The organism is Caballeronia sp. PC1 (assembly GCF_021353155.1).
Lineage (GTDB): Bacteria > Pseudomonadota > Gammaproteobacteria > Burkholderiales > Burkholderiaceae > Caballeronia > Caballeronia cordobensis.
The window spans coordinates 3,212,670-3,230,125 of record NZ_JAJUBH010000001.1; the positions used below are offsets into that span (position 1 = coordinate 3,212,670).

General features: G+C 64.0%; 18 protein-coding genes. 8 read left to right on the top strand and 10 right to left on the bottom strand.

Translation table 11 applies throughout. From position 1 onward, the window contains the following. The first annotated feature begins 563 nt into the window (after nucleotides 1-563). The 3 genes from LY284_RS15425 to LY284_RS15435 all read left to right on the top strand — a co-directional run bounded on the left by LY284_RS15425 (nucleotide 564) and on the right by LY284_RS15435 (nucleotide 2,928). Nucleotides 564-1,805, top strand: coding sequence for a ribonucleotide-diphosphate reductase subunit beta (locus LY284_RS15425; RefSeq protein WP_041730658.1), 1,242 nt, complete (start codon nucleotides 564-566; stop codon nucleotides 1,803-1,805). Between the two features lie 103 nt (nucleotides 1,806-1,908). Then, nucleotides 1,909-2,238, top strand: coding sequence for a hypothetical protein (locus LY284_RS15430; RefSeq protein ID WP_075644240.1), 330 nt, complete (start codon nucleotides 1,909-1,911; stop codon nucleotides 2,236-2,238). 30 nt (nucleotides 2,239-2,268) lie between these two features. Further along, nucleotides 2,269-2,928 carry a histone H1-like DNA-binding protein gene (locus LY284_RS15435; protein ID WP_045451067.1) on the top strand — a complete coding sequence of 220 codons (660 nt, stop codon included), beginning with the start codon at nucleotides 2,269-2,271 and terminating at the stop codon, nucleotides 2,926-2,928. A 242-nt stretch (nucleotides 2,929-3,170) separates the two neighbouring features. On the opposite strand, the gene LY284_RS15440 is transcribed toward LY284_RS15435, so the two are convergent. From LY284_RS15440 to LY284_RS15485, 10 genes are all read right to left on the bottom strand, one after another. Further along, nucleotides 3,171-3,650, bottom strand: coding sequence for a glycine zipper 2TM domain-containing protein (locus LY284_RS15440; protein WP_014192296.1), 480 nt, complete (start codon nucleotides 3,648-3,650; stop codon nucleotides 3,171-3,173). A 17-nt stretch (nucleotides 3,651-3,667) separates the two neighbouring features. After that, a complete protein-coding gene (locus LY284_RS15445; protein WP_014192295.1) occupies nucleotides 3,668-4,606 on the bottom strand; it encodes a carbohydrate kinase family protein in 939 nt (312 codons plus the stop codon). A gap of 107 nt (nucleotides 4,607-4,713) precedes the next feature. Beyond that, on the bottom strand, nucleotides 4,714-5,214 hold the full coding sequence (gene tpx / locus LY284_RS15450) for a thiol peroxidase (protein WP_014192294.1): 501 nt from the start codon (nucleotides 5,212-5,214) through the stop codon (nucleotides 4,714-4,716). Between the two features lie 144 nt (nucleotides 5,215-5,358). After that, the gene (locus tag LY284_RS15455; protein ID WP_233387015.1) at nucleotides 5,359-6,708 is read right to left on the bottom strand and encodes a DUF3426 domain-containing protein; all 1,350 of its coding nucleotides are present in this window, start codon (nucleotides 6,706-6,708) and stop codon (nucleotides 5,359-5,361) included. Nucleotides 6,709-6,758: 50 nt separating this feature from the next. Then, nucleotides 6,759-7,661, bottom strand: a complete 903-nt coding sequence (gene prmA, locus LY284_RS15460) for a 50S ribosomal protein L11 methyltransferase (protein WP_014192292.1) — start codon at nucleotides 7,659-7,661, stop codon at nucleotides 6,759-6,761. 21 nt (nucleotides 7,662-7,682) lie between these two features. Continuing rightward, the gene (gene accC / locus LY284_RS15465) at nucleotides 7,683-9,050 is read right to left on the bottom strand and encodes an acetyl-CoA carboxylase biotin carboxylase subunit (RefSeq protein WP_014192291.1); all 1,368 of its coding nucleotides are present in this window, start codon (nucleotides 9,048-9,050) and stop codon (nucleotides 7,683-7,685) included. 162 nt (nucleotides 9,051-9,212) lie between these two features. Continuing rightward, nucleotides 9,213-9,686, bottom strand: a complete 474-nt coding sequence (gene accB, locus LY284_RS15470; RefSeq protein ID WP_014192290.1) for an acetyl-CoA carboxylase biotin carboxyl carrier protein — start codon at nucleotides 9,684-9,686, stop codon at nucleotides 9,213-9,215. Between the two features lie 74 nt (nucleotides 9,687-9,760). Further along, on the bottom strand, nucleotides 9,761-10,030 hold the full coding sequence (locus LY284_RS15475) for a hypothetical protein (RefSeq protein WP_045451062.1): 270 nt from the start codon (nucleotides 10,028-10,030) through the stop codon (nucleotides 9,761-9,763). A 205-nt stretch (nucleotides 10,031-10,235) separates the two neighbouring features. Then, nucleotides 10,236-10,778: a TlpA disulfide reductase family protein gene (locus tag LY284_RS15480; protein WP_014192289.1), complete on the bottom strand. Its 543-nt coding sequence runs from the start codon at nucleotides 10,776-10,778 to the stop codon at nucleotides 10,236-10,238. 18 nt (nucleotides 10,779-10,796) lie between these two features. Continuing rightward, nucleotides 10,797-11,444: a hypothetical protein gene (locus LY284_RS15485; protein WP_014192288.1), complete on the bottom strand. Its 648-nt coding sequence runs from the start codon at nucleotides 11,442-11,444 to the stop codon at nucleotides 10,797-10,799. A 117-nt stretch (nucleotides 11,445-11,561) separates the two neighbouring features. Between LY284_RS15485 and mpl the strand changes: the two genes are divergently transcribed. Genes mpl through mtgA form a run of 5 tightly spaced genes read left to right on the top strand, consistent with a single transcriptional unit; the run spans nucleotide 11,562 to nucleotide 17,369 of the window. Beyond that, the gene (gene mpl, locus LY284_RS15490) at nucleotides 11,562-13,058 is read left to right on the top strand and encodes a UDP-N-acetylmuramate:L-alanyl-gamma-D-glutamyl-meso-diaminopimelate ligase (RefSeq protein ID WP_375294261.1); all 1,497 of its coding nucleotides are present in this window, start codon (nucleotides 11,562-11,564) and stop codon (nucleotides 13,056-13,058) included. Beyond that, nucleotides 13,055-13,654, top strand: a complete 600-nt coding sequence (locus LY284_RS15495) for a YqiA/YcfP family alpha/beta fold hydrolase (protein ID WP_014192286.1) — start codon at nucleotides 13,055-13,057, stop codon at nucleotides 13,652-13,654. Before mpl ends, LY284_RS15495 begins: the two co-directional genes overlap by 4 nt. A 60-nt stretch (nucleotides 13,655-13,714) precedes the next feature. Next, nucleotides 13,715-15,760: a ribonuclease catalytic domain-containing protein gene (locus LY284_RS15500; protein ID WP_233387018.1), complete on the top strand. Its 2,046-nt coding sequence runs from the start codon at nucleotides 13,715-13,717 to the stop codon at nucleotides 15,758-15,760. Beyond that, nucleotides 15,757-16,608: a shikimate dehydrogenase gene (gene aroE, locus LY284_RS15505; protein ID WP_014192284.1), complete on the top strand. Its 852-nt coding sequence runs from the start codon at nucleotides 15,757-15,759 to the stop codon at nucleotides 16,606-16,608. The genes LY284_RS15500 and aroE overlap by 4 nt, the downstream gene beginning before the upstream one ends. A 2-nt stretch (nucleotides 16,609-16,610) precedes the next feature. Continuing rightward, on the top strand, nucleotides 16,611-17,369 hold the full coding sequence (mtgA, locus tag LY284_RS15510; RefSeq protein WP_050878326.1) for a monofunctional biosynthetic peptidoglycan transglycosylase: 759 nt from the start codon (nucleotides 16,611-16,613) through the stop codon (nucleotides 17,367-17,369). Nucleotides 17,370-17,456: the final 87 nt, after the last annotated feature.

The window sequence follows — 17,456 nt, forward strand, 5'->3', positions numbered from 1 at the left end:
GCAACGGTTTTCGAGGCGCGCGGCTGGCAACGGAGCGTGATGCGAGACGCCCGCGCGAGCATGTTTGAAGTGAAGCAAGGCGCGTTCGACGGCATGCATCGAAGCGCATCGAAGCGCGGGCAAATCGATCACTCGTTGAGCCATGTTTCGCATCGCATCGAGTGTGGTCGCGAAGACATCGGTCGATGAGCAAAGTGAGAGCGCTTGCGAAGCGTTCGTTATCGAACGCATCAACGCGCCGATGTTCGCAGCGAAGCACGGCGCGCGTTGCGGGGGCACACGGAGCACCGGCCGCAACGCCTTGCGCGGCGCGGCTTTCAGGGCATCGATACGAAGCGCTCGAAGCACATCGCGAAGCATTCGACATCACTCGATCAGGACCGCTTCACACACGATTCGAGACGCAGGGCATCGAGCTTCGAACATGAAGCGAAGAGCCAAGTGTTGTATGCAGGTAGCAACGCCGAATCTAAATCGCATGAAAACGAGAATTTTCATGAGCAAACTCTTTTATCGCTCATGAAAAGATGGTACAAACCGATCTAAATTGATGGTGAGAATTTATGCTCAACTGGGATGACGAGACCACTGCCGTAGCTCCCTCGAGCGCTTCGCAACCGAACGCGTTGCGTCACGCTCAAGGCACGACTTTCGGTACGCAGGCAGCGCAAGCTGCGGCTCATCAAGCTGCCCATCACACTGCTCAGGCGAACAACATCTTTTCCGATGGCTTCGTTCCGCCCGCAGCCGCAATTCCATCCGCCGGCGCGATCGCCGCGCAGAGCGAAGCGCGCGTCAATGTCGCCGACAAGCGCATCATCAACGGCCAGACCGACGTCAATCAGCTCGTTCCGTTCAAGTACAAGTGGGCGTGGGAGAAGTACCTCGCCGGTTGCGCGAACCACTGGATGCCGCAGGAAGTGAACATGTCGCGCGACATCGCCCTGTGGAAAGACCCGAACGGTCTCTCGGACGACGAGCGCCGCATCGTCAAGCGCAATCTCGGCTTCTTCGTCACGGCGGACTCGCTCGCCGCGAACAACATCGTGCTCGGCACGTACCGTCACATCACCGCTCCGGAGTGCCGCCAGTTCCTGCTGCGCCAGGCGTTCGAAGAGGCGATCCACACGCACGCGTACCAGTACATCGTCGAATCGCTGGGCCTCGACGAGAGCGAGATCTTCAACGCGTATCACGAAGTGAAGTCGATCCGCGACAAGGACGAGTTCCTCATTCCGTTCATCAATACGCTGACAGACCCGGCCTTCACCACCGGCACGCTGGAAGCGGACCAGAAATTGCTGAAGTCGTTGATCGTGTTCGCCTGCATCATGGAAGGGCTGTTCTTCTATGTGGGCTTCACGCAGATTCTGGCGCTGGGTCGCCAGAACAAGATGACGGGCGCGGCGGAGCAGTACCAGTACATCCTCCGCGACGAGTCGATGCACTGCAACTTTGGCATCGACCTCATCAACCAGATCAAGCTGGAAGAGCCGCAACTGTGGACCGCCGAATTCAAGGCGGAGATTCGCGAGCTCTTCAAGCAGGCTGTCGATCTCGAATATCGCTACGCTGAAGACACCATGCCGCGCGGGGTGCTCGGCCTGAATGCGTCGATGTTCAAGAGCTATTTGCGCTTCATCTGCAACCGGCGTTGCCAGCAGATCGGGCTTGACCCGCTCTTCCCGAACGAGGAAAACCCGTTCCCGTGGATGAGCGAAATGATCGACTTGAAGAAGGAACGCAACTTCTTCGAGACACGCGTGATTGAGTATCAAACCGGCGGCGCGCTGACCTGGGAATAATAAAAATCCAGGACGTGTTGCAGACGAAATCGATGGGATGGACGGGCAGCAGCGTGTCGCTCACGCGCGCCCGGCCGACAAGGTTTAGGAGAACGGTCGCCTGATGCAAAGTGCGCCTACTGACTTAGCGGGCCAAGTGGCTCGAATAGAAGACAGGCGTTTTGCGTTCCCTGCAAAGGGATGGGCAAACTTCCCCCCGGAAAATGCCAGCGGCAAGCTCGCTGGCTCGATCAAGCGATGGCCGGCGCCGCGAAGAAGCGGTGCTGACTTAATTTGGCGCGCGGTGCCTCGGGGCACGGCGCGCCTTGCCGTATTCATTAGCGTAAGCAGGTGGGATCAGCGTACGCCGATGAATAATCCGCTTCGTAGCGTGCGTTATCGAGAAGGCGACACGTGGGAAGCGGGTTTTGACGAAGGGTGTTGTTTGAACTGACTCTCATCTGAAAACCTGAAGGAGAAAATCATGGCAGTTGCCAAGAAAAAACCCGCCGCGAAAAAGGCTGCAGCAAAGAAAGTCACCGCCAAGAAGGCCGCTCCGGCGAAGAAGGTTGCCGCTAAGAAGGTCGCTGTGAAGAAGGTTGCAGCGAAGAAAGTAGCAGCGAAGAAGGTCGCGGCCAAGAAGGTCGCAGCGAAGAAAGTGGCAACCAAGAAAGTCGCTGCAAAGAAGGTAGCGGCGAAGAAGGTTGCGGCGAAGAAGGTCGCGGCGAAGAAGGTCGCAGCCAAGAAGGCGCCGGCGAAAAAGGCCGCAGCAAAGAAAGTCGCGACCAAGAAGGTAGCGGCGAAGAAGGCTGCAGCGAAGAAAGCGCCTGCGAAGAAGGCCGCGGCGAAGAAGGCGCCCGCGAAGAAGGCCGCAGCGAAGAAGGCCGCTGCGAAAAAAGCCCCCGCGAAAAAGGCTGCTGCGAAGACCGCAGCCGCTGCCCCTGCGCCTGCTCCTGCTGCGAAGAAGGCCCCCGCGAAGAAGGCTCCGGCCAAGAAGGCCGCTGCTGCGAAGAAGACCACGGCTGCCGCTCCTGCAACGACGGCAACGACCGTATCGGCGCCTGCTCCGGCTCCGGCCGCTGCGGTCAAGACGGCGTTGAACCCGGCAGCGGCATGGCCGTTCCCGACGGGCAGCCGTCCGTAACGTCTCGCGGTACGCGACACCCAGGCACACTTCGCTGTGCCCTTAGCCGGGTAGGCCTACCCGGCCCGAACCCGTCGCCGGAGAAATCCGGCGGCGGGTTTTTCACTTCGGCCAACGAATCACATCGAGCTTCGGCCGCGCGCTTTTGCGCGGCAAACAAAAAGCGCATGCATCTTTCGATACATGCGCTTTGTTGAGCGAGGCGCTCGCCGGCGGCGGCGCCTATTCCTCGGTTGAATGCCTCAGTGAGTCACGCGCGTGACGCCGCCGCTCGACAGCAGACGCACCCGCTCGCCCGCCTGAAAGACTTCGCCGTTCGCCGTCTGCGTGATCGCGCGAAGATCGCCGTTATCGAGGCGTACGGTGATCTCCAGACCGTTCTTCATCGCGACGCTGTTCTCGACCGCGTTGCCCGCCACGGCGCCCGCCAGGCCGCCGATGATGCCCGCGATGATCGAGCCATTGCCGCCGCCGATCGCGCTCGCCGCCGCGACGCCGCCAAGCGCGCCGCCGCCGATGGTGCCGAGACCGGTCGGCTGGCCGTTGTTCGAGCTGATCTTCACGCCGCGCACGCTTTCGACGGTCGCCATGCGCACCGTTTCCTCGCGCTGCGCCTGGGACGCCGTGTAGACGTCCGAAGAACTGCTGTTGTAGGCGCAGCCGGTCAGCGCCACCGAGCCGACGAGCGCCATTCCCAGCGCGATACGACTTACCGTTTTCATTCCTTTACTCCAATCATTCAGAACAGGCTGCTTCCGAAGGCCTGCTTGAAACGCTCTTCGATTTCGGCGCGCGTCGGCGCGTAGGTTTGCGGCCCCTGATGTTCGATTTTCAGCGAACCCATCAGACTCGCGAGACGACCCGTTTTCTCCCAGCCAAGCTTGTTTTCGATGCCGTACAGCAGGCCGCCGCGAAATGCGTCGCCGCAACCGGTCGGATCGACCACCTGAGCCGCTTTCACGACGGGAATCTCGAGCACGCCACCTTCATGATAGATCTGCGCGCCGTGTTCGCCACGTGTGATCACGAGGGCTTCGACGCGGCTTTTGATGTCTTCGATCGACCAGCCGGTCTTGTTGCTCAGCAACTTGGCTTCGTAATCGTTGACCGCCACGTAGGTGGCGAGTTCAATCATGCGACAAAGTTCCACGCCTTCGAGAATCGGCAATCCCTGGCCCGGGTCGAACACGAACGGCACGCCCGCGCGCGCCAGGCCTTCGGCGTGCTCACGCATGCCTTGTGCCCCATCGGGCGCGACGATGCCGAGCGAGATGCCTTGTGCCTCGTCGGCACGGTTGAGGTGCGATTCCATCATCGCGCCGGGGTGGAACGCGGTGATCTGATTGTTGGCGAGATCGGTCGTGATGAAGCACTGCGCCGAGTGCTGATCGGCCAGCACGCGCACGTAGTCCTTCGACAGACCGAGCGCGTCGAGCCGGTCGATATAGAGCTGCGAATCGGCCGCGCCGAGCGTCGCCATGATCTTCGGGTCGCCGCCGAGCAGCTTCAGCGCATACGCGATGTTGCCCGCGCAGCCGCCGAAGTTGCGCCGCATCGTCGGCACCAGGAAGCTGATGTTCAGCATATGCACCTGGTCCGGCAGGATGTGGTCGCCGAAGCGGCCCTGGAAAGTCATGATGTTGTCGTAGGCGAGCGAGCCGCAGATGAGCGTAGCCAAGGCGAACGTCCTTTATGAATGGAAGAGGCGCAGACGGCGCGCGGCGAAGGGTTCACCGCGCCTCGTATGCGCGGACCGCTCCGCATGCGGGCGGTCCATCGCAAAACTTACTTCAGTGCGGCGAGCGCGGCGTCGTAGTTCGGTTCCTGCTTGATTTCGGTCACGAGCTCCGAATGCAGAACCTTGTTGTTCTCGTCCAGCACGACGACCGCGCGGGCCGTCAGGCCTTTGAGCGGGCCGCTCGTCACGTCGACGCCATAGGCCTGCGCGAATTCGTGGCCGCGGAAGGTCGACGCCGTCACGCAGTTTTCGATGCCTTCCGTGGTGCAGAAGCGCTTCGCCGCGAACGGCAGATCGCCCGAGACCACGAGGACGACCGTGTTGTCGAGCTTCGTTGCCGCTTCGTTGAATTTGCGCGTCGAGGTGGCGCAGGTCGGCGTGTCGAGGCTCGGCACGATGTTCAGCACCTTGCGCTTGCCCGCGAAGTTCGCGAGCTTGATGTCGCCGAGATCCGTGCCGACGAGCGTGAATTCGGGCGCCTGCTGGCCCGCGCCCGGAAACGTGCCGCCGACGTCGATGGGATTGCCGCCGAGGGTAACTTGACTCATGTTGCGCTCCAGAGAATTGTCAGATGCTGACGGGAAAATCGCGCGTGCGAAGCCTTGAGGCAGCGACGCGCGTCGTGCGGCACGGGATTCAGCCCTTTGCGCGACGGACAACGCGGCATCGAAGCCGCGCTGCCTGTCGCGAAATCAGGGATAAAAGACCTGAACCCGGTAATTCGCGGCAACCGCATCGCCCGTATCGAGCCGGACGATGACCGGTTGCGCACTCTGCGGCGCGAGGCCGACGGCGAATATCGTACCCGGTCGCGCGTAATCCTGCGGCCAGAGGACGCGCCGGATGGCGACGTTGTTCTTGTCGTCGAGCAGCGTGAGTTCGAGCGCCGGATACGCGAGCGCCACGTCCAGACGGTTGCGCAGCGACAGCTTCAGTTCGAGCTTGTGCGGGCCGTCCACCTGACGCAGCCCCGAGCTCTCGATTTGCAAGCCGTCGATATCGCGCGGCAGCGAGATCGTGCAGCCGATCTGATCGCAGACATTCGAGTAGAGCATGTGCGAGCCGGGCACGAGCACCATCACGCTTTCGCGCTGCCACCATGCGAGTTGCACGAGGAGCAGCAGCGCCAGCAGCACTGCGGCGATGATGCCCGCGATGCGCTTGCCCTTGCTCGCGGCCGCGCGCGCCGGCGGGTGGAATTCGCGCGGCTGGCTGGCCGCGCGCGATTCGCGAATGACCGGAAACTTCTCGTTCGCACTCGAGCGGCGCGGCGCGGCGGGCGGCTCGTCGGCGAAGGCGGGCTCGGCGTCGTCGCGCCACGCGGGTGACGCGGGCGGCTCCGGCGCAGGGCGGGGAGGCGGCGCATCCACTCGGGGCGCGGGTCCGATGAACGGCTCCGCGCGATCTTTCAGCGGATCGAACGGCGGGGCGGGCAACTCGCCGGGCGGCGGCGCATCGGCGCCGGTTCGGGCCGAATTGGCCGCTTCGGGATGGGCCGCGCCCACGCGCACGAATTGTTTGATCGGCCCCGGTTCGGCGGGCAGCGCGGAAGGCTCGTTCGCCGCGCCGTGCGACGCCTCGGCGCGCGGCGGCGCGGTCCGCGTTTGCCCGGGCGCGCCCGCGAAGGAGGGCGCGTTCGCGTAGAGCGTGCGCTCGTCCTGCTCGCCAGGAGCGGCGCTGGCTGACGGAGTTGGCGTATCAGGGAGCTTTGCCGCGCCGAGTTCCAGGTTGCGCGGTGCGAAGGGCTTCGGCTTCAGCGGCGGTTCGGGGACGGTTGCAGCATGCGCGGGCAGTTCCGGCGCGCGAACGGGACCGGCGCCCGAACTGGTCGCGGGACCGACGGCGACGTCGTCGTCGATGATCGCGGCATGTTGCGCGGCGCCTGCCGCAGCTGGCTCGTCGGGAAGCTCGAAGCGATGATGCGCGGCATCGAATACTTCCTGGCAATGTCCGCAGCGCACGCGGCCGTCATGCGGCGCGAGCAGATGCGGGTCCAGCTTGAATACGGTTTCGCAGTGGGGGCAGCGGGTTGCCAGCGCCATATAAGAAGTGCCGTAGGCCTGACGGCCTGATCGTGGAAGATGGCGCTATTTTAAAGGCTTTCGCGCCGCGTTCCCGCGAGGCACACCCAGCCTTCGTGCTCGCGCCAGACGCCGATATCGATCCACTGCGCGTAGACCGCCGCGACTTCGTCGGCCTGCCGCGCAAGCACGCCCGACAGCGCGATCCTGCCGCCCGGCTTCACCTTCGCGGCGAGCATCGACGCCATCAGCTTGAGGGGATTCGAAAGAATATTCGCGACGACGATATCGAACTCGCCATCGGGACAGGCATCCGGCAAGCCGTAGGTCACGTCCGCGCGATTGCGTTCGCTGTTCTGGCGCGCCGACTCGACCGCCTGCGGGTCGATGTCGATGCCGACCACGGGATTCGCGCCGCACTTCTTCGCGAGAATGGCGAGGATGCCGGAGCCGCAGCCGTAATCGAGCAGCGATTGCCCCGGCTTCACCGACTGCTCCAGCCACTCCATGCAAAGACGCGTGGTCGGATGGCTGCCCGTGCCGAAGGCAAGGCCCGGATCGAGTTCGAGCACGAGTGCGTCGGGATCGGGCGCGTCGTGCCACGAGGGCACGACCCAGATGCGCTCGCCAATGGAAATCGGATCGAACTGCGCCTGCGTGAGACGCACCCAGTCCTGCTCCTCGACGTCGCGCACGGTGAACGCGGGCGCGTGCTGCAAGCCGATTTCGTTCGCGGCGGCCGTGAGCAGCACGGCCGGATCGGCGTCTTCGGCGAGCAAGGCGACCACGCGCGAATGCTTCCACGCGCTCTTTTCGGGCACGAGTCCCGGTTCGCCGAAGAGCGGCTGCTCGTCGGGCGTGTCGGCGTCGGCGTCTTCGACGGACACCGAGAGCGCGCCGACTTCAAGCAGCGCATCCGACAGCGCTTCGGCGTGCTCGCGATCCAGCTCGGCGATCAGTTCCCGGTAACTCATGCTCGTGTCTCTCGTCCTTGCTTACGACTCTTCCGCCACCGCGGCCTGGCGCGCGGCCAGCTTGTTCTCGAGATAGTGGATGCTCGTTCCACCCTCGACGAACTTCGCATCGATCATCATCTCGCGATGCAGCGGAATGTTGGTCGAGATGCCTTCCACGACCATTTCCGACAACGCGATGCGCATGCGGTTGATCGCCTGCTCGCGCGTCGCGCCGTAGGCAATCAGCTTGCCGATCATCGAATCGTAGTTCGGCGGGACGAAGTAATTGGCGTAAGCGTGCGAATCGACGCGAATGCCCGGACCGCCCGCCGTGTGCCACGACGTGATGCGCCCCGGCGACGGCGTGAACTTGAACGGATCTTCCGCGTTGATCCGGCATTCGATCGCGTGTCCCTTGAACTGGATGTCCTTCTGGCGGATCGCGAGCTTCTCGCCCGCCGCGATGCGAATCTGTTCCTGCACGATATCGACGCCCGTGATGAGTTCCGTCACCGGATGCTCGACCTGCACGCGCGTGTTCATTTCGATGAAGTAGAACTCGTTGTTCTCGTACAGGAATTCGAACGTGCCCGCGCCGAGATAGCCCATCTTCTTGCACGCGTCCGCGCAGCGGTCGCCGATGCGCTCGATCAGACGGCGCGCGATGCCCGGCGCCGGCGCTTCCTCGATCACCTTCTGGTGACGGCGCTGCATCGAGCAGTCGCGCTCGCCGAGCCAGATCGCGTTGCGAAACGAGTCCGACAACACCTGAATCTCGATGTGGCGCGGGTTCTCGAGAAACTTCTCCATGTACACCTGCGGGTTGCCGAAGGCGCGGCCCGCTTCCTCGCGCGTCATGTTGACCGCGTTCACGAGCGCCGCTTCCGTATGCACCACGCGCATGCCGCGCCCGCCGCCGCCGCCCGCCGCCTTGATGATGACGGGGTAGCCGATCGTGCGCGCAATCTTCACGATCTCGCGCGGATCGTCCGGCAATGCGCCTTCCGAACCCGGCACGCAAGGCACGCCGGTCTTGATCATCGTCTGCTTGGCGGTGACTTTGTCGCCCATCAGCCGGATGGTTTCGGGACGCGGGCCGATGAAGGTGAAACCCGATTGCTCGACGCGTTCGGCGAAATCGGCGTTTTCAGAGAGGAAGCCGTAGCCGGGGTGGATGGCTTCGGCGTCGGTGACTTCGGCCGCGCTGATGAGCGCCGGCATGTTCAGATAGGAGAGATTCGAAGGCGCCGGTCCGATACACACGGCTTCGTCGGCCAGTTTGACGTACTTCGCTTCCTTGTCGGCTTCGGAATAGACGACGACTGTCTTGACGCCCAGTTCGCGGCACGCGCGCTGGATGCGAAGCGCGATTTCGCCGCGGTTCGCAATGAGAATTTTTTCAAACATAGTGGGTCGGCTCATCAACGGGCACGCGCGAGCGGCCCTCGGGGATCGAATCGGCGGCGCGCTTCTCGACACATTTCTCGACGAATCGAGGTCGTTCGGGCGCCGGCGCGGTGAAGCCGGCGGCGGCTGCGCGAAGCATCCGCGGCACGGCCCGGCGCGCCTTTAGTCGCCGATCACGAAGAGCGGCTGGCCGTACTCGACCGCCTGGCCGTTCTCGACGAGGATTTCCTTCACGACGCCAGCCTTGTCCGCTTCGATCTCGTTCAAGAGCTTCATCGCTTCGATGATGCAGATCGTCTGGCCTTCCTTCACCGTATCGCCGACCTGGATGAACGGGTCCGCGCCCGGCGATGGCGCGCGGTAGAACGAGCCGACCATCGGCGAGGTCACGATATGGCCCTGCGGCGCGGATGCCGCGGGCGTGGCGGGTGCCGGCGCGCCCGCTTCGCCCGTGGCGGCGAATTGCGGCGCTGCCGATGCCTGCACTTGCGGCGCGTACTGCTGCGGCGCCTGCATGTAGACGGGCGCGGCGTTCTTGACGATGCGAACCTTGCCTTCGCCTTCCGTCACTTCCAGCTCCGAGATGCCGGATTCCGAGACGAGGTCGATCAGCGTTTTGAGTTTACGAAGGTCCATCGAAAAATCCCCTTTCAATACTTGGAGACCGGGAATCGGCCCGGCACTTGACTTGATTTGTGGGTGTTCTAACTTCAGCGGCGAGCCAGCGCGGCCAACCGTTCAGCGCGCGCAGACGCGTGGCGCAGTGTCGCGCCCGTGCATGCGCCGCCGGGAAAATCGACGGCAGAATCGATCGACACGCCGGATACGTTCGAATCGAACGCATCGGCATGGTCGCTTTGAAGCGCGCGCCCGAACCGCACACGCATGACTGCTGGCGACGCCTCGCGACGGCCGGCACCGGTTTCACGGTAGCCGGACTCGACGGCGAGCTTGCCTTTTGGCGCCAGCGGTGTAGTCATAGTCGCTTCGGGTTGTGCGGAATTGGGCGCACTTTAGCGCCGTTTAGAGAATTTTGTCTAGTTTTACTGTGCGGTCCCGTCTGAAACGGCGGGACAAATTACCGCGCGGTTTCGCCCGATATGGCGAATTTTCCGCAAGTTCCGTGTAAAGCCCGCTAACTCACAGCTTACTTCACGCAACTCGCTGTCTATCGGCTGCGAATTTTTACAGGTTGTCGAGCGTGTGGCGCAGCTCGGCCGGATCGACTTCGCCGAGTTTCGTGGAGCGGATCTCGCCCTTCGAATCGATCACCACCGTGAAAGGCAGGCCACCGGCATTATTGCCGAAGCTGCGCGCAAGGTCCGCGCCGCCGAAACCCGTCACGTAGACGGGATAGGCGACGGGCACTTTGTGCAGGAAGTCGTTGACGTTCTTCTCGCTATCGACGCCAAGTCCGATGAACGTGATGCCTTTCTTCTCGTATTCGCGCTGCATCGCGGAGAGCGTGGGCATTTCCTTCACGCACGGACCGCACCACGACGCCCAGAAGTTGACGACGACCGGCTTGCCTTTGAACGACGAAAGCGGCTGAGCCGTGCCGGACGCGCCGGGCGGCGTGGCCTTCCAAAGTTGATCAACGGCGTTGCCGCCCGGCTGGGTTGTCGCGGCGACGGTGTCGCTGCCGGTGAACACGTGGCCCGCGTAGAAGCCGCCGATAGTCGCGGCGACCGCGACCACTAGAGCCGCAAGAATGCGTGTGCTTTTCATGAGCGTCCGGAAGATAGATCAGCCGCCGATTTCGAGCGACGGGGCGTCGGGATGGTCGAGCAGCGCGCGCACCGCCGCCGTATTCGCGCGCGCGAGGCGTCCGCGGCCGTCCGCGCGCACGGCGCCGCGCAGGTCATCGGGGCCATAGAGCGCGATATGCACGCCGACCGGCTCCTCGCCGCGCGTCCGATGCAGAAAACTCAGCGTCTCCACGTAGCCGCGCCCGGCGAAATGCCGAGTCTCCGACACGTCGTACTGTATGTTCGCGTTCAACAGGTAAATCGCGACTTCCTTCGGATTGTCGCAGAAGCATTGCAAATGGATGTCGGAATGCTCGCCCGCCGTGCCGTTGAGCACCGCGCCCGTCAGATACGGATCGAAGGGCTTGAGACGCTCCATCCAGTCGAGCGCGATCTCGCGCATGCGGCGCAGCACGGCCGGCTGGCTGTCGCTCTGGAAAATCGCCTGATATTCGCGGATTTCCTCTTCGATCTGATCGTTGTCGGGCAGGAATTCGCCGCCGATCTTCGTCTCGCCGACCACGAGCTTAGCGGCCTTGCGCTTGGCGGTGGAGTAGTCGAGGCCGTCTTCGGCGATCATCCGCGCAGCCGCGATCGCGATTTCCTCGCGCACGCGTTGCGGATCGAAATGTGATTTGCGAACCATGCCGGAATGATACTAGATAACCTCGGGCGGCCCTTTTGCGGACCGGGTGCGGCGGGCTTGCGCAGGCGGCGGAAGGCTTAGCCCGCTCGGTTACAATATGCGCCTTCAGGCGCCTTTCTGCACGGGTTTGCCCTTAGGTTGCTCTTAGCTGCACGCAACGGCGCCGTCCCTGATTCGCATCTCAATCGCCCGCGCGGCGCGACACGTTTTATGCATATCCACATCCTCGGCATCTGCGGCACCTTCATGGGCGGACTCGCGGTTCTGGCGCGCGAAGCGGGCCACAAGGTCACTGGCTGCGACGCGGGCGTTTACCCGCCGATGAGCACGCAGCTCGAAGCGCAGGGCATCGAGTTGATCGAAGGCTATGGCGTCGAGCAGCTTTCGCTCGAACCGGATCTGTTCGTCATCGGCAATGTGGTGACGCGCGGCAATCCGCTGATGGAGGCCATTCTCGATCGCGGGCTGCCGTACACGTCCGGCCCGCAGTGGCTCGGCGAACATGTGCTGAACGGCAAGTGGGTGCTCGCGGTCGCGGGCACGCATGGCAAGACCACGACGAGCTCCATGCTGGCGTGGCTGCTCGAAGACGCCGGCATGAATCCGGGCTTTCTCATCGGCGGGGTGCCGCTCAACTTCGGCATTTCCGCGCGCCTGACCGATTCGAGCTTCTTCGTCATCGAGGCCGACGAATACGACACTGCGTTCTTCGACAAGCGCTCGAAGTTCGTCCACTATCGCCCGCGCACGGCCGTGCTCAACAATCTCGAATTCGATCACGCCGACATCTTCCCCGATCTCGCGGCCATCGAAACGCAATTCCATCATCTCGTGCGCACGGTGCCGGGCATCGGCCGCATCGTGACAAACGGGCGCGAAGCCGCGCTCGAACGCGTGCTGACGCGTGGCTGCTGGTCGGGCGTGGAGCGCTTCGGCGTCGAGGGCGGCTGGCAGGCGCTGCCCGCGGAAGAAGGCGCGCGCGCCGACGAGCAGTTCGCCGTGTACTGGGAAGGCGTGCGGCAGGGCGTCGTCGACTGGCAGGTGCAGGGTGAGCACAATCGCATGAACGCGCTCGCGGCGATCGCGGCGGCGCGCTCGGTCGGCGTGCCGGCGGCGCAGTCGGTGAAATCGCTCGCCGCGTTTCGCAACGTCAAGCGGCGCATGGAAGTGAAAGGCGGCGTCGACGGCGTCACGGTCTACGACGACTTCGCGCATCATCCGACCGCCATCGAAACGACGGTCGCCGGTTTGCGCACGCGCATCGGCAAGTCGGACAACACGCGCATTCTCGCCGTGCTCGAACCGCGCTCGAACACGATGAAGCTCGGCACGATGAAAGCGCAGTTGCCCGCGAGTCTCGCCGACGCCGATCTGGTATTCGGCTATGGCGCGCGCGAAGGCCGCGACAAGCTCAGCTGGGACCTTGCCGAAGCGCTGTCCCCGCTCGGCGACAAGGCGCGGGCGTTCAACGAAATCGAACCTCTGGTGAAGGCGGTCACGGCCGCCGCGCGCCCCGGCGACCACGTGCTCGTGATGAGCAATGGCGGCTTTGGCGGCGTGCATCAGAAACTGCTCGACGCGCTTTCGGCGCGTGGCGCAGGAGGACATTCGTGATTCTCTATCTGCACGGCTTTCGCTCGTCTCCCCAGTCGTTCAAGGCGCGCGTCATGCACGCGCGGCTCGCGGAACTCGGGCGGCTTGGCGAATGGCAGTGCCCGACGCTGCCGGTGTCGCCGTTCGAGGCCGTCGCGCTGGCGGAATCGCTCGCGGCGGGCACCGAGGCGCGCGATGTCACCGTCGTCGGCAGTTCGCTCGGCGGCTACTACGCCACGCATCTCGCGGAAAAGCACGGCTGGCGCGCCGTGCTGCTCAACCCCGCCGTGGTGCCGGATCGCGATCTGAGCCACTATCTCGGCGAGCAGCCGCTCTGGCATGGCGACGGCAGCATCACCGTATTGCCGCGTCATCTCGACGAACTGCGCGCGCTCGCGGTCGAAACGATCACGCGGCCCGAGCGCTACTATCTGATCGCGGCGACCGGCGACGAAGTGCTCGATTACCGCACCATGCTCGACCACTATCCCGGCGTGCGGACCACGCTGATTCAGGGCGGCGATCACGCGATCAGCGACTTTCCGGCCTATCTCGCCGATGTCATCGCGTTCTGCGATCAGACGCCGCCGCCGCTCGCGACACCCGCGGCAGCCTGACACCATTCAACCACCGGCGCGAACGACGCGACCCGGTCCACCGTCTTACGAGAGTATTGAGTGAACGTTTTCTTCGAGGAATCGGGTAGTTTCAAGGCCGGATCGGTGCTGTCCAAACAGGGCGACGCGTTCCAGGTCGAGTTGCCGGGCGGGCGGCGCGCGAAGGTGCGCGCGAAAGACGTGCTGATCGAATTCGAGAAACCCGCCGCCGGCGACCTGATGCAGGAAGCCGACGCCATCGCGCAGGAGATCGATCTCGACTTTCTGTGGGAATGCGCGCCCGACGACGAGTTTCCGTTCGCCGCGCTCGGCGCGGATTATTTCGGCGACAAATTCGGCCCCTCCGAACGCGCTGCGCTGGTGTTGCGCATGCACGGCGCGCCGGTGTATTTCCGCCGCAAGGGGCGCGGGCAGTATCAGCGCGCGCCGCAGGAGCAATTGCAGATGGCGCTCGCCGGCCTCGAACGCAAGCGTCAGCAGGCGCTCGTGCAGCAAGGCTACGAAGACGAGCTGAAGGCGGGCAAACTGCCCGAGGCGCTCAAGGGCAAGGCGCTCGGCCTGCTCACGAAGCCCGACAAGAATTCCATCGAATACAAGGCGCTCGAAGCGGCGGCCGCCGCGCGCGGTATTTCGCAGGCGCGGCTGATGCTCGAATGCGGCGGCATCGCGTCGCCGCGGGCGCTGCACGAAGCGCGCTTTTTGTCGGAGTACTTTCCGCACGGCATCGGCTTTCCGTCGGTGCAGCCGGGGCCACTGCCGGAGGATCTGCCCGAAGCGAACGTGCAGGCGTTCTCCATCGACGACGTCACCACGACCGAAATCGACGACGCCTTCTCTGTCGAGGATCTTTCCGATGGCCGCGTGCGTATCGGCATTCACATCGCGGCGCCGGCGCTCGGCATCGCGCGCGGCGACGCCATCGACGCGATCGCGCGCGGGCGTCTGTCGACCGTCTACATGCCCGGCGACAAGATCACGATGCTGCCGGATAACATCGTCGATGTATTCACGCTCGGCGAAGGCGGATTGCGCCCGGCGCTGTCGCTCTACATCATCGTGAATCGCGAGACGCAGGATATCGTCGCGACCGAAACGCGCGCCGAACGCGTGTTCGTGAAAAGCAACCTGCGCCACAACCATCTCGACGAGCACGTCACCGAGGAAAGCCTCGCCGCCGGCACGGGCGATTATCCGCACAAGGAAGACATCGCCGTGCTGTGGCCGCTCGCGCAGGCGCTCTTCGAAAAGCGCCAGCAGGCGCGTGCCACGTATGGCCTGAAGCGCGAAGTGCAGCGCAACAACGACTTCAATTTTTACGTGGATGGCGAGCACATCACTATCACGCCGCGCCGCCGCGGTTCGCCGCTCGATCTGATCGTCGCGGAGCTGGCGATTCTTGCGAATTCGTCGTGGGGCGCGTTCCTCAACGATCACGGCGTGCCGGGCATCTACCGTTCGCAGCGCGGTTTCGGCGGTCCGGGCCCGAAGCGCACGCGCATGCAGACGACGCCCGCGCCGCACGAAGGGCTCGGCGTCGCGCAATATGCGTGGAGCACGTCGCCGCTGCGCCGCTATGTCGATCTCGTCAATCAATGGCAACTGATCGCGTGCGCGCAGCACGGCGTGACCGCGAAGCTCGCCGCGCCGTTCAAGCCGAAGGACGCCGACCTCTTCGCCGTGGTGCAAGGCTTCGACGATACCTACACCGCGTACGCCGATCATCAGCGCCGCATGGAGTATTTCTGGTGTCTGCGCTGGCTGAAGCAGGAAAACAAGCGGCACGTTCCGGCATCGGTCATCAAGGACGATCTCGTGCGTCTCGAAGAGATTCCGCTGATCCTGCACGTGCCCGGCCTGGGCGTGCATGCGCGCGGCACGCGTGTGATGCTCGAAGTCGTATCCATCGATGAACTCACCGTCGAAGCGTCGTGCCGTCTGCTGAACGTGATCGATGCGCCGGGCGCGGCGGTCGAGGAAGACGAGGCGGAAGAAGAAATCATCGAGGCCGACGATCTCTCCGCCGAAAGCGAAGCCGAAGCGCAGGCGGAAGCATCGACGGCCCAACCCTCCGAAACGCCCGGCAACGCGCAGGAACCGACGCCATGAAAGATCAATACGCGGTGATCGGCAATCCGATCGAGCACAGCAAGTCGCCTTGGATCCACGCGAAATTCGCCGCGCAGACCGGCGAGCCGGTCGAATACGGGCGCATTCTCGGACCGCTCGGCGGCTTCGAGCGTGAAGTCAGGCAATTCATCGCGTCGGGCGGGCGCGGCATGAACGTCACCGTGCCGTTCAAGCTCGACGCGCACGCGTTCGCGGATTCGCTGTCGCCGCGCGCGGCGGCGGCGGGTGCGGTGAACACGCTGGCATTCGGTCCCGACGGCGTGCGCGGCGACAACACCGACGGCGTCGGGCTCGTGCGCGACATCGAAGTGAATCTGGGCGTGAGTCTGAAGGGCGCGCGTATTTTGCTGCTCGGCGCGGGCGGCGCTGCCCGCGGCGTCGTGCTGCCGATCTTCGATCGCGCACCGGCGGCGCTCACCATCGTCAACCGGACGGCGGCGAAGGCACATCAGCTCGTCGATCAGTTCGCGCAGAACGCGGCCGACTGCGGCGTGCGCTTCTCGGGCGGCGGCGCGGACAGCGCCGGAATCGTCGATAGCGCGTGCTACGACGTGATCGTCAACGCGACCGCGGGCAGCCTCGACGCCGCCTTGCCCGATTGCGACGACGGCGCGTTCGGCGCGAACACGCTCGCCTACGACATGATGTACGGCGCGCAGCCCACGGTTTTCATGCAGCATGCAACGAAGCTCGGCGCGCGCGCGTCGGACGGTCTCGGCATGCTGGTCGAGCAGGCGGCCGAATCGTTTTTCATCTGGCGCGGCGTGCGCCCGGACGGCGGCGCGGTGTTGCGCGAATTGCGCCAGATGCTCGCAGCCAAAGCCTGAAAATGACCACCGCGCCTATCGGCAGCCGCGACCACCGCACGCCGCGCGCGCACAAGGCGGTGCGGCTCGGGCCGGCGCGCTGGATCGCGTATGGCGTGTCGGTGCTGGGCATTGCGTTCATCGCCACGCAGCTTTATTTCTTCGCGCAGATCGGTGTATGGACGGTCGTGAACCCCGGTCCGACCGCGTTCATGCGCGCCGACGCCTGGACGCTCGCGAAGACGCATCCCGGCGTTGCGCTGCAGCGCACGTGGGTGCCGTATGACCAGATTTCGCGCAATCTGAAGCGCGCGATCATCGCATCGGAAGACGCCAACTTCGTCAACAACAACGGCTACGAGACCGACGCGATTCTGCAGGCGTGGGAGAAGAACAAGGCGCGCGGGAAGATCGTCGCGGGCGGTTCGACCATTTCGCAGCAGCTCGCGCGCAATCTCTTCCTCTCGCGCGAAAAGAGTTATGTGCGCAAGGCGCAGGAGCTCGCCATCACATGGATGCTCGAATTCTGGATGGACAAGGAACGCATCTTCGAGATCTATCTGAATTCGGTCGAGTGGGGCAACGGCGTGTACGGCGCGGAGGCGGCGGCGCATTACTACTACAAAACCTCGGCGGCGAAACTTACCGCGTGGCAAGGCGCGCGCCTCGCCGTGATGCTGCCGCGCCCGAAGTATTTCGACGATCACCGGAACGCGCCGTATCTGTCGCAGCGCGCGGGTGTGATCGCGCGCCGGATGGGCGCGGCGGAACTGCCTCAATGAAATTTAGTTCGCCGCGCTAAACAATATAAAGCCCTGATTTTTCAGGGCTTTTTTGTTTTGCGAAAGCTGTCGGTGGTCAGCTTTATT